This window comes from Micromonospora sp. WMMA2032 (genome assembly GCF_002688545.1).
Taxonomy (GTDB): Bacteria; Actinomycetota; Actinomycetes; order Mycobacteriales; family Micromonosporaceae; genus Micromonospora; species Micromonospora sediminicola.
On the sequence record NZ_CP024052.1, the window covers coordinates 5,542,492 to 5,556,273 of the forward strand.

At 72.3% G+C, this 13,782-nt stretch carries 14 protein-coding genes; 7 read left to right on the forward strand and 7 right to left on the reverse strand.

The features are described from left to right. Positions 1 to 18 precede the first annotated feature (18 nt). A complete protein-coding gene (locus CO540_RS25755) occupies positions 19 to 1,419 on the reverse strand; it encodes a trehalose-6-phosphate synthase (protein ID WP_099163956.1) in 1,401 nt (466 codons plus the stop codon). Positions 1,420 to 1,726: 307 nt separating this feature from the next. On the opposite strand from CO540_RS25755, the gene ettA reads away from it, so the two are divergent. The 4 genes from ettA (at position 1,727) to CO540_RS25775 (ending at position 5,220) form a co-directional block, all read left to right on the forward strand. Further along, a complete protein-coding gene (gene ettA / locus CO540_RS25760; RefSeq protein ID WP_091571685.1) occupies positions 1,727 to 3,403 on the forward strand; it encodes an energy-dependent translational throttle protein EttA in 1,677 nt (558 codons plus the stop codon). After that, positions 3,396 to 3,839: a thioesterase family protein gene (locus tag CO540_RS25765; RefSeq protein WP_099163957.1), complete on the forward strand. Its 444-nt coding sequence runs from the start codon at positions 3,396 to 3,398 to the stop codon at positions 3,837 to 3,839. Before ettA ends, CO540_RS25765 begins: the two co-directional genes overlap by 8 nt. After that, on the forward strand, positions 3,836 to 4,504 hold the full coding sequence (locus CO540_RS25770) for a hypothetical protein (protein ID WP_099163958.1): 669 nt from the start codon (positions 3,836 to 3,838) through the stop codon (positions 4,502 to 4,504). The genes CO540_RS25765 and CO540_RS25770 overlap by 4 nt, the downstream gene beginning before the upstream one ends. A gap of 131 nt (positions 4,505 to 4,635) precedes the next feature. Further along, positions 4,636 to 5,220 carry a YbjN domain-containing protein gene (locus CO540_RS25775; protein ID WP_099163959.1) on the forward strand — a complete coding sequence of 195 codons (585 nt, stop codon included), beginning with the start codon at positions 4,636 to 4,638 and terminating at the stop codon, positions 5,218 to 5,220. Positions 5,221 to 5,239: 19 nt separating this feature from the next. Here the strand turns inward: CO540_RS25775 and CO540_RS25780 are convergent, their stop codons facing one another. The 3 genes from CO540_RS25780 to CO540_RS25790 all read right to left on the reverse strand — a co-directional run bounded on the left by CO540_RS25780 (position 5,240) and on the right by CO540_RS25790 (position 8,363). Then, positions 5,240 to 5,626 carry a globin gene (locus tag CO540_RS25780; RefSeq protein WP_099163960.1) on the reverse strand — a complete coding sequence of 129 codons (387 nt, stop codon included), beginning with the start codon at positions 5,624 to 5,626 and terminating at the stop codon, positions 5,240 to 5,242. Between the two features lie 78 nt (positions 5,627 to 5,704). Beyond that, on the reverse strand, positions 5,705 to 7,072 hold the full coding sequence (locus CO540_RS25785) for an MFS transporter (protein ID WP_172967937.1): 1,368 nt from the start codon (positions 7,070 to 7,072) through the stop codon (positions 5,705 to 5,707). Positions 7,073 to 7,307: 235 nt separating this feature from the next. Next, on the reverse strand, positions 7,308 to 8,363 hold the full coding sequence (locus CO540_RS25790) for a mechanosensitive ion channel family protein (RefSeq protein WP_371682245.1): 1,056 nt from the start codon (positions 8,361 to 8,363) through the stop codon (positions 7,308 to 7,310). 187 nt (positions 8,364 to 8,550) lie between these two features. Between CO540_RS25790 and CO540_RS25795 the strand changes: the two genes are divergently transcribed. Then, positions 8,551 to 10,011 carry a D-glucuronyl C5-epimerase family protein gene (locus CO540_RS25795; RefSeq protein ID WP_099163962.1) on the forward strand — a complete coding sequence of 487 codons (1,461 nt, stop codon included), beginning with the start codon at positions 8,551 to 8,553 and terminating at the stop codon, positions 10,009 to 10,011. Positions 10,012 to 10,211: 200 nt separating this feature from the next. After that, a complete protein-coding gene (locus CO540_RS25800) occupies positions 10,212 to 10,751 on the forward strand; it encodes an HNH endonuclease (RefSeq protein WP_091571705.1) in 540 nt (179 codons plus the stop codon). 6 nt (positions 10,752 to 10,757) lie between these two features. On the opposite strand, the gene CO540_RS25805 is transcribed toward CO540_RS25800, so the two are convergent. The 3 genes from CO540_RS25805 to CO540_RS25815 form a co-directional block, all read right to left on the reverse strand. After that, positions 10,758 to 11,672, reverse strand: a complete 915-nt coding sequence (locus tag CO540_RS25805; RefSeq protein ID WP_099163963.1) for a class F sortase — start codon at positions 11,670 to 11,672, stop codon at positions 10,758 to 10,760. 13 nt (positions 11,673 to 11,685) lie between these two features. Next, positions 11,686 to 12,198, reverse strand: coding sequence for a hypothetical protein (locus CO540_RS25810; protein ID WP_099163964.1), 513 nt, complete (start codon positions 12,196 to 12,198; stop codon positions 11,686 to 11,688). A gap of 111 nt (positions 12,199 to 12,309) precedes the next feature. Beyond that, positions 12,310 to 12,756: an Lrp/AsnC family transcriptional regulator gene (locus tag CO540_RS25815; RefSeq protein WP_099163965.1), complete on the reverse strand. Its 447-nt coding sequence runs from the start codon at positions 12,754 to 12,756 to the stop codon at positions 12,310 to 12,312. A gap of 147 nt (positions 12,757 to 12,903) precedes the next feature. Here CO540_RS25815 and CO540_RS25820 point away from each other — a divergent pair, with 147 nt between their 5' ends. Continuing rightward, positions 12,904 to 13,782 (forward strand): tryptophan 2,3-dioxygenase, encoded by an 879-nt coding sequence (locus tag CO540_RS25820; protein ID WP_099163966.1) that lies wholly within the window; start codon positions 12,904 to 12,906, stop codon positions 13,780 to 13,782.

Consider the following 13,782-nt stretch of genomic DNA (forward strand, 5'->3'; position numbering starts at 1 on the left):
TGGCGGTTGCGGGCGAGGTCACGCCACCTCCGTATCGGGGACACCGAGCTCGCTGAGGAACGACTTGGCCCAGTGGCCCACGTCGTGGCTGCGCAGGTGCCGCTGCATGACGCGCATCCGGCGGCGGGCCTCGGGTTTCTCGATGTGTACGGCCCGGAGCAACGCGTCCTTGACCGCGTCCGGGTCGTGCGGGTTACACAGGAACGCCTGGCGCAGCTCGGTGGCGGCGCCGGCGAACTCACTGAGCACGAGCGCGCCGCCCTGGTCGGCGCGCGATGCGACGTACTCCTTGGCCACCAGATTCATTCCGTCTCGCAGCGGGGTCACCATCATCACGTCGGCCGCGACGTACATCGCGGCCAGTTCGGAGCGACTGTACGACTGATGCAGATAATGCACCGCCGGCACGCCGACCCGGCCGAATTCACCATTGATCCGGCCAACCTCGCGTTCCACCTTCACCCGAAGTGCCTGGTAGTGCTCCACGCGCTCGCGGCTGGGCGTGGCGACCTGCACCATAACCGCGTCGGGAACTGTCAACTTTCCGTCAGCGAGGAGTTCCCGGAAGGCCTTGAGGCGGAGTTCGATGCCCTTGGTGTAGTCGAGCCGGTCGACGCCCAGGATGATGGTCTTCGGGTTGCCCAGCTCCTCGCGGATCTGCTTGGCCCGGGCCTGGATCGCGGGGTCCTCGGCCAGCCGCTCCATCTCCTTGGTGTCGATCGAGATGGGGAACGCGCCCGCCTTCACCTGCCGGCCGTCGACCTGGATCATCTGCCCCTCGTAGCGCAGGCCGAGCAGGTGCCGGGCCAGCCGGACGAAGTTCTGCGCCGCCAGCCGCTGCTGGAAGCCGACCAGGTCCGCGCCGAGCAGGCCGCGCAGGATCTCGGTGCGGAACGGCATCTGCATGAACAGCTCGATCGGCGGGAACGGGATGTGCAGGAAGAACCCGATCCGCAGGTCCGGACGCAGCTCGCGGAGCATCGCCGGCACCAGCTGGAGCTGGTAGTCCTGCACCCAGACCGTGGCCCCCTCGGCCGCCACGTCGGCCGCGGCCTCCGCGAACCGGGCGTTGACCAACCGGTACGCCTCGCGCCAGCGCCGCTTGTAGGCCGGCGTCTCCACCGCGTCGTGGTAGAGCGGCCAGATGGTCGCGTTCGACTGGCCCTCGTAGTAGCGCTCCAGCTCCTCGGCGCTCAACGGCACCGGGTGCAGCCGGATCCCCTCCAGGTCGAACGGCTCGGGCGCGGCGCCGGTGCCGCCGGCCCACCCGACCCACGTGCCCTGGTGCTCGGCGAGCACCGGGTGCAGCGCGGTCACCAGGCCGCCCGGGCTGCGCCGCCACTGCCGCCCCTCGGGTGTGCTCACCTCGTCGACGGGCAGGCGGTTGGCCACTACGACAAAGGAGCTACGGACGGTCACGATCGGCCACCTCCGGGTATGACGGGTCCACCGCGATGAGCGTACTGAGCGTAGCTGCGGCGTCTGATCCCCCGTGCCGGAGTTCCCTACCCGTCCGAGAACCGCCGAACCCTCCGCGTGATCTTGTCGACATCCCCGGCCTCGTACCGCTGGGGTGGGGTGATGTGGGCGGGGCCGCCCGTACCTGTCAGGATTGACGACGGCGTGCGCGCGGCCGGCCCCCGGCCGGCGGCGGCGGGCGGAGATCGACGCCCGCGCCTCGCGCCCCGCAAGCCCGCGATCGCAACCGACGGAGGTAGCCCGCACCGTGGCCCAGTTCATCTACGTCCTGGACAAGGCGCGCAAGGCGCACGGCGACAAGGTCGTGCTCGACAACGTGACGCTGAACTTCCTGCCGGGTGTCAAGATCGGTGTGGTCGGTCCGAACGGCGCCGGCAAGTCCAGCCTCCTCAAGATCATGGCAGGGCTCGACCGGCCGAGCAACGGCGAGGCCCGACTGATGCCCGGCTACTCCGTCGGCATGCTGGCGCAGGAGCCGCCGCTCAACGACGCCAAGACGGTCCTCGGCAACGTCGAGGAGGCGGTCGCCGAGACCAAGGCCAAGCTGGAGCGGTTCAACAAGATCGCCGAGCAGATGGCGACCGACTACTCCGACGAGCTGATGGAGGAGATGGGCAAGCTCCAGGAGGAGCTGGACACCGCCGACGCGTGGGACATCGACTCCAAGCTCGAACTGGCCATGGACGCGCTGCGCTGCCCGCCGCCGGATGCCGACGTCACCACGCTGTCCGGTGGTGAGCGTCGCCGGGTGGCGCTGTGCAAGCTGCTGCTGGAGGCGCCCGACCTGCTGCTGCTCGACGAGCCCACCAACCACCTGGACGCGGAGAGCGTGCAGTGGCTGGAGCAGCACCTGGCCAAGTACGCCGGCACCGTCCTGGCCATCACCCACGACCGGTACTTCCTGGACAACGTGGCCAACTGGATCCTGGAGCTGGACCGCGGCCGGGCCTACCCCTACGAGGGCAACTACTCCACCTACCTGGAGAAGAAGGCCGCCCGGCTCTCCGTCGAGGGCCGCCGCGACGCCAAGATGAAGAAGCGCCTCTCCGAGGAACTGGAGTGGGTCCGCTCGAACGCCAAGGCGCGGCAGACCAAGTCCAAGGCCCGTCTCGACCGCTACGACGAGATGGCCGCCGAGGCGGAGAAGACCCGGAAGCTGGACTTCGAGGAGATCCAGATCCCGCCGGGCCCGCGTCTGGGCAACACGGTCATCGAGGCGAACAACCTGACCAAGGCGTTCGGCGAGCGGGTCCTGATCGACAACCTGTCGTTCTCGCTGCCGCGCAACGGCATCGTCGGCATCATCGGACCGAACGGCGTCGGCAAGACCACGCTGTTCAAGACCATCGTCGGGCTGGAGGAGCCGACCGGCGGCTCGGTCCGGGTCGGCGAGACGGTCTCGCTGTCGTACGTTGACCAGAACCGGCAGGGCCTGGCCGGCGACAAGAGCGTGTGGGAGGTCGTCTCCGACGGGCTGGACCACCTCATGGTGGGCAAGGTCGAGATGCCCTCGCGGGCGTACATCGCCGCGTTCGGCTTCAAGGGGCCGGACCAGCAGAAGCCGACCAAGGTGCTCTCCGGCGGCGAGCGCAACCGGCTCAACCTGGCGCTGACGCTCAAGATCGGCGGCAACGTCATCCTGCTCGACGAGCCGACCAACGACCTGGACGTGGAGACGCTCTCCAGCCTGGAGAACGCGCTGCTGGAGTTCCCCGGCTGCGCGGTGGTCATCTCCCACGACCGGATGTTCCTGGACCGGGTCGCCACGCACATCCTGGCCTGGGAGGGCGACGACCAGAACCCGGCCAAGTGGTTCTGGTTCGAGGGCAACTTCGAGGCGTACGAGAAGAACAAGATCGACCGGCTCGGCGCCGAGGCGGCCCGGCCGCACCGGGTGACCTACCGCAAGCTCACCCGTGACTGACCGGTTCGTCTACCACTGCGCGCTGCGCTGGTCCGACCTGGACGCGTACGGCCACGTCAACAACGCCCGCTTCCTCACGCTCTACGAGGAGGCCCGGGTGGCGATGATGTTCGCCGGCGGCCGGGCGTGGGGGGTGGGCTCGTTCGCCGACGGTGTGGTCATCCGCCGGCACGAGGTCGACTACCTGCGCCCGGTCGACTACGCGCTCGGCCGGGCCACCGCGGAGGCGGCGCCCACCGTGCGGATCGAACTCTGGGTCGACGAGATCCGCGCCGCGTCCTTCTCGGTCGCCTACGAGCTCTACGACGGCGACGCGCTGGCCGGCACCGCCCGGTCGGTGCTGGTGCCGTTCGACCTGTCCGCGCAGCGGCCGCGCCGGATCGCGCCCGAGGAGCGGGCGTTCCTGCTCCGCTACGCCCCCGGGCTGGCCGGGTGACCGGGCCGGCGGCCGGGCACGGGCTGACCGCGGTGGCCGACGCCGGCGCGTTCCTGGCCCGGCTGGTCCGGCTCGACCCGGCCTCCCCGGTCCGGCTCCGGCCGGTGCCCGGCGCCGGCCGTACGGCGCTCTGGGCCCACCTGCCCTGGGGCGTGCTCGTGGTGCGCAGCGTGCCCGGCACGGCCCCCGGTGACGTCACGGTCGCCGCCGGGGAACTCCTGGCCGAACTCTCGGCCGGCGGGAACGGGCTGCCGCGGCGGCGGGACGACGCCTGGCGCTGGCCGTTGCCGCCGCCGGCCAGCCGGCCGGTGGAGGTGCTGCCCGGCGGGGAGGTGCGCCGGATCGCCGAGGCGGCGGCCGGGACGCTGCGCGAGGCGGCGGCGCACGGGGTGGCCGGGCGGGCGGTCGGTCAGCGCGTGCTGCGCGACGCGCTGCTGGACCACGTCGCGGTGGTGGTGACCCCGGACGAGGCGCCGCAGGCGCCGGTGGAGGTGTCCCAGCGGTTGGTGCAGGGCGTGGTCCGGATGGGCTTCGTCGGCGCGGGTGACGTTCAGGTGCGGGTGGCCGGCCGTTGGGTCGGACTCGTCGGTCCGTACGGGGCGGCGTGGTCGCGTACCGTCGCGGATCTTGCACTGACGCCTACCCGGGCTCATCCGAACGGCTGACCCCGCATCGTTCTTCCGGGCTGGGGCGGTCGTTGGGGGGATGCCTCCTGCCGGCTGTCCGGGTACCGTCCATCCTCGGATCCAACGCACCGTAGGCGGCTGGATCCGCTGGGGAGTGAGGTGCGCGAGCGATGCCGTGGTGGTCATGGCGCCCCGGTCCCGCCGGTGGCGGCGATCCGGAGACTCGAAGCGGGACCACAGTGGACGACACCGTCCGGGTCGGGCCACCGGCCCCGCGCCAGCCGGGAGACGACGCGGCGGCGCCCGAGCGTCCGGTCATCGCCGACATGCCGGCCACGGTCGCCCCGGTCACCCTCCGCCGGGTCTGCGACGCGCTCGACCTGCTCGACGTGCGTTACCTGGCCGACGGCGACGGCAACCTGCTCGCCATGTGGGAGCGGCACGCCGTGCTGGTCGCGCTGGAGGGCCCGGAGGACGAGATCCTGGTGATGCGGGCCCGTCCTCACGCGACGGTGCCGCCGGACTGGGCCGACCGGGCCTACCGGGTGGTCAACGAGTGGAACCACACCCGACGGTTCTGCAAGGCCTACATCGGCGACCCGACCGAGCGGGGGCAGCTCCCGATCTACGCCGAGCTGCAGGTGCCGCTCGGCGCCGGCACCCACGACGCGCTGCTGGTCGAGATGCTCGACTGCGGTGCCGCGGTGGCCACCACGTTCGTCGACTGGCTGCACGACGAGGGCGCCCTGCTCTGACTTTCCACCGGGCCGTCGGTCAGCCGGCGGCCGGGTCCTCCACCACGTTCACCATGAAATAGGCGGCCCGCTCCAGGTAGTCCCAGAGCGCGGCGGCGAGCTGCGGCGGCAGGTCCAGCTCGTCCACCGCCCGGCGCATGTGACGAAGCCAGGCGTCCCGCTCGGCCGCGCCGATGCGGAACGGGGCGTGCCGCATCCGCAGTCGCGGGTGGCCGCGCTGCTCGGAGTAGGTGTGCGGGCCGCCCCAGTACTGGACCAGGAAGAGGGTCAGCCGGTCCGCCGCCGGGCCCAGGTCCTCCTCCGGATACATCGGCCGCAGCAGCGGGTCGTCGGCGACGCCGGCGTAGAACACGTCCACCAGCTTGCGGAAGGCCGGTTCACCGCCGATCGCCTCGAAGAGCGTCATCGACTCGCCTGGGGAAGTCACGCTTCCATCCTGCCAGGTGCGCCCCGGCCGCCGCCTCCGCCCGCCGGGCGGCGCCGGTCACGTCACCGCGTGCCGGCGTCGGCCGTGCTCCCGCCCCCGCTCGCCCCCTCCCGGCCCCCGGGCCGGGGTGTGCGCCCGCGCGGCGCTGGACTCGGCCTGGGCGGTCTCGACGGCCGCCTGGATCGTCGCCGGGCGGGGCCAGGTGGCCGCCGCGACGAGCATCAGGAGCACCCCCGCCGCGCTCCAGACCCCGACGACCGCCGGGATGGAGAAGTGCTCGGCCAGCGCGCCGGTGGCCAGCACCGCGCCGCCCTGGATGACCTGAGTGCCGCTGGCCATCACCCCGAACGCCCGCGCCCGGTAGCCGTCCGGGAGGGCCTGCACGAAGAGGCTGTTGGCGACCGGGACGATCCCGGCGACCGCGAAGCCGCACGCGGCGGCGAGCAGGGCCACCACGGCCGGCGGCGGGTCGAGCAGCGCGGGCACGAGCGCGGCCGGCGCGAGCACCGCCAGTGGCGGCAGCAGGGTCAACCGGCGGGTCGGACCGACCAGCCGCGCGATGAGGATCCCGCCGATGACGTAGCCGACCGGGTTGGCCGCCATGATCAGCGCCTGCGCGGTGCCGGCGTCCATGCCGCCGCCGGTGCGCTCGGCGGCCCAGCCGGCGGCGAGGCCCTCGGGGACGATCGAGAAGACCATCGCGCTGAACACCAGCACCGCGATGGCGCGCAGCACCGGTCGCTCGAAGACGATCCGGAAGCCCTCGGCGGTCTCCCGCAGCAGGTGGTTGCGGGGCCCCGTGGCCAGTGCCGGCGCCCGGTCCCGCAGGCCGAACCGGACCAGGAGGGCCGACAGGGCGAACGTGCCCGCGTTGATCAGCAGCGCGGTGCTCGGGTTGAGCGCCGCGATGGTGGCGCCGGCGAGGTAGCCGACGACCTGGGCGGTCTGGACGGCGCTGGTGGAGGCGGTGAGGCCCACCACCAGCCGGTCGCCTTCGAGGATGTGCGGCAACAACGCCGAACGCGCGGCCTGGCTCGGCGGGTTGGCCAGCGTCGCCACGAAGATCAGGACGAGGATCGCCCAGGCCGGCATGAACGGCATCGCGACCAGCACCATCAGCGCCATCCGGATGAGGTCGCAGAGGACCATCACGCGGCGGTAGCGGTGCCGCTCGGCCAGCGCCGACAGCAGCGGGCCGCCGATCAGCCAGGGCAGGTAGCTGGCCGCGAAGGCGGCGGCGGAGAGGGCGACCGAGCGGGTCTCCTGGAGGACCAGCACCGTGAGCGCGGCCTTGGCGAGGTAGTCACCGATCCAGGAGAGGACGTTGGCGGCGAAGAGCGCGCGGAACTCGGACTGACCGAACACGTCGCGGAAGGTGGCCGGACCCTCCTGGTCGGGTCGCTCGTCGGACACCGTCGCCTCCATCGTTCCTGGTCGACCACTTGTGATGGCCCGGCCGGGAACCGTCGTCAGATCAACCGATCAGCGAGGACAGGAGCACACTCCCCGGTGGAGTGCGTTCACCGGATTCTGCCCGATCGTCTGACAACTGGCTAGGGCGAACGGATTGATCGTCGCATCTCCGACTGAACGAACGGACGATACCCGAGGGGCCGCGCGACGCGCGACCCCCGGAAATCGTCCGTCCGGTACGGGTACGTCAGGTGGCGCCGCCGGTGCCCGTCCCCTCCGGCCGCGGCGGCGGCGAGGGCTGCGGGGGCAGGCCGGGGAAGAGCCGGGCCGCCGCGATCCGGGCCGTGATCCCCGAGTTCTCCAGCGCCTCCGCGAGGCGCCGACGCAACTCCCGACCGACCGCGAACTGTCCCTCGGCGGTGGTCTTGACCACGGTACGGATCACCGCGCCGTCGACCGTCATCTGCTCGACGCCGAGCACCTCCGGCTGCTCCACGATCTCCGGCGCCAGCTCCGGGTCCAGCGCCACCGACGCCGCCGCGGTACGCAGCACCGCGGTGGCCTCCTCGGTGCCGGCGAAGCCGATCGGCAGGTCCACCACGACCAGCGCCCAGCCCTGGCTCTTGTTGCCGACCCGGACGATCTCACCGTTGCGGATGTACCAGAGCACACCCCGGCCGTCGCGGACCGTGGTCACCCGCAGGCCCACCGCCTCCACCACGCCGGTCGCCTCGCCGAGGTCGACCGTGTCGCCCACGCCGTACTGGTCCTCGATCAGCATGAACAGGCCGGCGATCAGGTCCTTGACCAGGCTCTGCGCGCCGAAGCCGAGGGCCACGCCGACGATGCCCGCGCTCGCCAGCAGCGGGGCCAGGTCGAAGCTGAACTCCTTGAGCACCATCAGCAGCGCGATGCCGAAGACGAACGCGGTGACCATGCTGCGCAGCACCGACCCGATCGCCTCGGCCCGCTGCCGGCGCCGCTCCGGCACGAACTGCTCCGGGTCGAGGGCGGCGCTGGGGATCCGCTCCCGCAGCGGGCGGAGCATGGTCGGCACCGCGCCGTGGGTGGTGGTGCGCACCAGCCGGTTGATGGTGCGGTGCAACGCCCAGCGCGCGGCCACCGCGAGCAGCAGGATCAGCGCGATCCGCAGCGGCTTGAACAGGATCCAGTAGCTGCTCTCGGCGAACCAGGCGGAGCCGGACACCCGGTACACCCACTCGCAGGAACTGCTGCCCTGGCAGTCCGGTCGCCGGTCGGCGACGGCGGCCAGCACAGCGGTGATCAGGTCGGAGAGATTCACAGTGCTTTCGTACCGCACCCGCTGACCCCGTCCGGCGCGGACCCACCGTGCGCCGGTGCGTGGGCAACCCCCTTGCCTCCCTGCTCCGTTGTACCCGGGGGGCGGGAGAACGCGCCCTGGCCCACACGGGGGCCTCGTGACTGGCCGTCCACGTCGAGGTTGGGCGAGCAAAGGGGAGAAGAGCGACATGACGGAGGAACACTTAGGCACGAACCGGTCCTGGTCCCGCCGGCGGGTGCTGACGGTGGCGGCCGCGGCGGCCGGTGCGGCGTCGCTGGCGGCCGCGGGGGCGGCGGCGACGCTGTCCGGCGACTCGCCGCTGAGGTTCCGGTACGACCCGTTCGAGATCCGCGATCTGCCGCAGGGCCAGCGGCCGTACTACAGCGGCGTCCGGCTGCCGATCGTCGACTCGGGCACGCACGACGAGCACGGCGCACGCATGTCGATGCTCGGCGGAAAGCTCTACGACCATCCGGTCGGCCAGGCCCAGTACGGCATCAACCTGCTGGAGACCTACCGGGTCACCGGCGAGCAGGTGTTCCTCGATCGGGCGATGACGCAGGCGCAGCGCCTGATCGACCGGCGGGTCGTCCACCAGGGCGGCTGGTTCTACCCGTACCGATTCCGGCACGCCATGCACCGGGAGACCGACGTCTACGAGACGCCGTGGTACTCGATGATGGCCCAGGGGCAGGCGCTGAGCCTCTTCGTTCGGCTGGCGCAGGTGGTGGGCGAGCGCACCCCCTGGCGTGAGGCGGCGGACGCGACGTTCGCGTCCTACCGGGTCCCGCCGGTGGCCGGCGAGCCGTGGGGGATGTACGTCAAGGACGAGTTGCTCTGGCTGGAGGAGTACGCCCACCCGAAGCGGGTGCGCGGCGACCGGACCTACAACGGGCACATCTTCTCGGCCTTCGGCCTCTGGGACTACTGGACCATGAGCCGCGACGCCAAGGCCAAGCAGATACTCCAGGGTGCGATCACGACCGCCCGGGACGTCCACCATCTCGTCCGTACCCGCCAGTGGCGGAGCAGGTACTGCCTCACCCACCGCAAGGACGCGGGCATGTACCACTCGACCCACATCATCCAGCACGCTGTGCTGCACGCGATCACCGGCGACCCGGCCTTCGCCGGGATCATGGACCTGTTCTACTCCGACCACCCCACCCGAGGGGTGTCCGGAACGGTCGTGCTCGCCGCCGGGGACCACGAGGGGTACAGGTTCGACGCGTCCGGCACGGTCCTCGACCGGAAGCGGGTCACCCTGACCCGGCCCGCGGAGGCGGCCTCCGCGGAACGGCACAAGGTGCTCCGGCAGACCGGCATCTGGTACGACCTCACCGAGGGCGCGCTGAGCGGTTACCTGGTCCGGGAGATCCCCGGCCGGTCGTACCAGAGGGGGAGGGCTGCGCCGATCGGCTACCGCATCCCGCGGCCGGCGGTGGTCGTCGCCGCGCCCGGCAGGGCGTACTCCGTCGACGAGGCCGGAAGGGTGACGTCGGTGGCCGCGGACCTCGCCGTCGGTGACACCGTGACGGTGGATCTACGCGCCGCCCTCGACGGTGTCCAGCACTACCGCCTGGCCTCCGGCGCTCACGCCGGCCAGTGGGTCAGGCTCGACACCCTGCGTAGCGCCGGCCCGGCGTAGCGTGCGGCGCCGGACCGACCCGATGCGGGTGATCCGGTGGGCGGCTTTGAAGATTCGTGCGTGCAATCCGGGGCGCGATCAGGGACTATTGGCGCAACGGACGTCGGTGGTCCCGGCCGGCGCTCGGGGCCGTCGCGCGCTGTCGCGGGCGGTCCCGGAGTGCAGGCGGCGGGAGCGGCTGGACCGGGAGGGTGAGCGCGATGCCTGACATACGACCCACGGCGGGCTCCGGTGCACTCGTTCTCAACGCCACCTACGAGCCCCTGTGCGTCGTGTCGGTGCGTCGTGCCGCGATCCTCGTGCTCTCCGCCAAGGCCGTCTGCGTGGCCGACGGCGAGGGCATCCTGCACAGCGCCCGCAACGCGCTCCCGGTGCCCTCGGTGGTGCGGCTGACCCGCTACGTCCGGGTGCCCTACCGCACCCACGTGGGGCTGTCCCGCCGGGCGATCTTCGCGCGCGACGGGTGGCGGTGCGCCTACTGTCGCGGGCCGGCGGAGACCATCGACCACGTCTTCCCACGCAGCCGGGGTGGCCGGCACGCGTGGGAGAACGTGGTCGCCGCCTGTGCCCGGTGCAACCACACCAAGGGCGACAAGACCCCGGCCGAGCTGGGCTGGCGGCTGCACCACCTGCCGGCCGCGCCGAAGGGCAACGCCTGGCGGGTGCTGGGCCACCGCGCTCCCGACCCCCGCTGGGCGGACTGGCTCGACCTGCGTGAGCCCGAGGTCGAAGCGGCCTGAGGGCGCTCAGCGGGCCTGGACCAGCGACGCGTAGACCACCAGGTTGTCGGCGTACCCGGTCTCGCCGCCCACCCAGCGCCCGCCGCAGGTGATCAACCGCAGGTTGGGGCGGCTGAAGTCGCCGTAGACGTCCTCCACCGGCAGCTTCTCCTTGCCGTACCGCTCGATCGAGGTCACCTCGAAGACCGCCACCGAGCGGTCCTGCCGGGTCACCTCGATCCGGTCGCCGTCGTCGAGTTCCTTCAGCCCGTGGAAGACGGCCGGCCCGGTGGTGGTGTCGACGTGCCCGACCAGCACCGCGGGCCCGTACTGGCCGGGGGTGGGGCCCTGGTCGTACCAGCCGACCTCGCCGGCGCGGCTCACGTCCGGCACCGCGATGCTGCCGTCGGGCGCGATGCCGACCCGGTGCACCGGCGCGCGCAGGTCGAGCTTGCCGATGGTGAGGTCGGTCGGCGGGCTGGCGGGCAGCACCGGGAACTTCTTCGGCGGCGGGCGCAGGCCGGCCACGATCCGGTCGGGCAGCACGCTGACCCCGGTCACCCGCTCCACCCCGAGCATGGCCACGATCAGCGCCATCAGGCTCGCCACCACCAGCACCGGGGCGCCGGGGCTGCGCCCCGGGGCGTACCGGCGGGTGGTGGTCCGGCCGGGACGGACGGCGACCGGGCGGGCCTGCGGGTCGGCGGTGGCGACGCTGGCCGAGAAGGCGTGCCCGGCGGCGTGGGCGAACCGGCGGGCGGCGCGGGACGTCAGCCGTAGCGCGGCTCGGAGCCGCCGTCGGGCGCGATCCCGGCCGTCGCGACCCACCTCGGTGGCGACGGCGCGGGGCGGGTGCGCGGCGCCGCGCCGTCCCGTGCCGCCGGGGCGACTCCGGGGCGGCTGCGGTCCGGTGCGGGTGTGGCGTCGCGGTGAGCGGGCCATGGCCGCACCCCGGTCAGACGCGGCTACCGGACTTGCGGCGGGCGCCCACGCCGGCCACCACGGCCACCGCCACCAGGCCGCCGACCAGCAGCAGCGAGCCGGCGCCCCGGCCGCCGCCGGCGGTGCCCCCGCCGCCGGTCGCCGGGCCCTTGCTCGGCTGGCTCATGTTCAGCACGGTGAGCATGGTGGAGGCGGTGTTGCCGTTGGAGCAGTCGAGGTTCACCGGGTAGTCGCCGGGCGCCTTGTTGCCGGGCACCGTGACCGAGCCGGTCAGGAAGCCGTTGTCCGGCCGCAGCATCACCCGGCCGAAGGCGTCCGAGGTGACCTGGGCCTGGCGGTTGTTGCTGTTGTCGCAGCCGGCCCGGATGGTCACCCGGGACCCGGCCTGGACGCTGTTCGGCGTCACCTCGATGAACACGCTCTCCCCGGCCCGGGCCGGTACGGCGGTGGTCAGGACGAACGCCGCGACCAGGCCGACCAGGCCCAGGACGGACGACAGCGCACGGTGTGACAGGAGCCCTCGCATGGTTCCCCCCTCCCGGTGCGTCGGTGCACCGGAATCCTGCTGACGGGCAGTGGGGGCTGCGTTCCCGGACGGCGGGGGTGTTAACAGGGGGTCCCGCCTATACCGGAAGCGTTAAGAGGGGGCCCCGCCTTTCACGACCGGGTGCCAGGCCAGCGGGGTGGAGAGCACCATCGTGCTGGACGGCTGGCCGTACGGGGCGAGCCGGTCGATGACCTCCTCGAACTCGCCCATCGACTCGGCCGCGACCTTGAGCATGCTGCACGCGTCGCCGGTGATCCGGTGGATCTCCATGATCTCCGGCCACTGCGCCACCCGGGGGTCGTTCAGGATGCAACGCGAGCCGTAACAGGACATCCGGATCAGCGCCAGCACGGTCCGCCCGGCCCGGGTGAGGTCCACGTGGGCGTGGTAGCCGGTGATCACCCCGGACTCCTCCAGCCGCCGGACCCGCTCCGCGACCGCCGGCGGGGACAGGTGCACCCGGCGGGACAGCTCGCTGTAGGAGAGCCGGGCGTCGGCCTGGAGCTCGCGCAGCAGCGCCCAGTCCATGTCGTCCACGCGGCGACCTTCCTTACGTTAAGTCGGCGACCCGAGATGCTTTCAGGTCGTGAGGTCAGACCACCTTACCGCCGTTGAACAGGCATTCCATCCGCGCCCGGACCGGCGAGATCATGGCGTCTACCCCGCGTACGGACGGAGAAGACGGTGGAACAGACGACGGCGGTGCGCCCGGCCACCTCGCAGCAGCGGGCGGCCCGAGCGGCACGCAACGGTGGCGAGCCGACGCTGGAGTTCGCCGACCGTGTGCCCTACGACGCGTACGTGCACGCGAGCACGCTGCACCGGCTCCAGCAGCCGCTCAGCGACGATCCGGGCGAGATGTCCTTCCTGATGGTCAGCCAGATCATGGAGCTGTACTTCAAGCTGACCTGCCACGAGCTGCGGCACGCCCAGCGCGAGGTGCGGGCCAACCGGATCTGGGAGGCGCTGCCCCCGCTGCGCCGGGCCGCGCTGCACCTGGAGGGGCTGAACGCGGCCTGGCAGGGGCTGCGCTGGATGACGCCGGCCGACTTCAACCGGTTCCGCGACCGGCTCGGTGAGGGTTCCGGCTTCCAGTCCGCGATGTACCGCCAGCTGGAGTTCCTGCTCGGCCTGCGGGACCCGGCGCTGATCCGTCCGTTCCGCCGGCAGACCGACGTGCACGCCGAGCTGACCGCCGCGCTTGCTACGCCGAGCCTCTGGGACGACGTGGTGGCGCTGCTCGCCCGCCGCGGCTTCGACCTGCCGGACGATCTGCTGGACCGGGACGTCGCGGCCGAGCACGAGCCGCACCCGGGCGTCGAGGCGGCCTGGGTGCGCGTCTACGCCGACAGCGGCCCGGACAACCACCTGCGCCTGCTCGGCGACGCGCTGACCGAGGTGGCCGAGCAGTTCGGCGACTGGCGCTGGAACCACGTCAAGGCGGTGCAGCGGACCATGGGCGCCAAGGTCGGCAGCGGCGGTTCGGCCGGCCTGGCATGGTTGCAGCGCAGCATGGCCCGGGTCGTCTTCCCGGAGCTGTGGTCGGCCCGTACCGCTATGTGA

Coding starts and splice junctions, on each gene's coding strand:
- CO540_RS25775 (WP_099163959.1), top strand. CDS start 4,636: ATGCCGTGGTGGTCATGGCGCCCCGGTCCCGCCGGTGGCGGCGATCCG.
- CO540_RS25780 (WP_099163960.1), bottom strand. CDS start 5,626: ATGACGCTCTTCGAGGCGATCGGCGGTGAACCGGCCTTCCGCAAGCTG.
- CO540_RS25785 (WP_172967937.1), bottom strand. CDS start 7,072: ATGGAGGCGACGGTGTCCGACGAGCGACCCGACCAGGAGGGTCCGGCC.
- CO540_RS25795 (WP_099163962.1), top strand. CDS start 8,551: ATGACGGAGGAACACTTAGGCACGAACCGGTCCTGGTCCCGCCGGCGG.
- CO540_RS25800 (WP_091571705.1), top strand. CDS start 10,212: ATGCCTGACATACGACCCACGGCGGGCTCCGGTGCACTCGTTCTCAAC.
- CO540_RS25805 (WP_099163963.1), bottom strand. CDS start 11,672: ATGGCCCGCTCACCGCGACGCCACACCCGCACCGGACCGCAGCCGCCC.
- CO540_RS25810 (WP_099163964.1), bottom strand. CDS start 12,198: ATGCGAGGGCTCCTGTCACACCGTGCGCTGTCGTCCGTCCTGGGCCTG.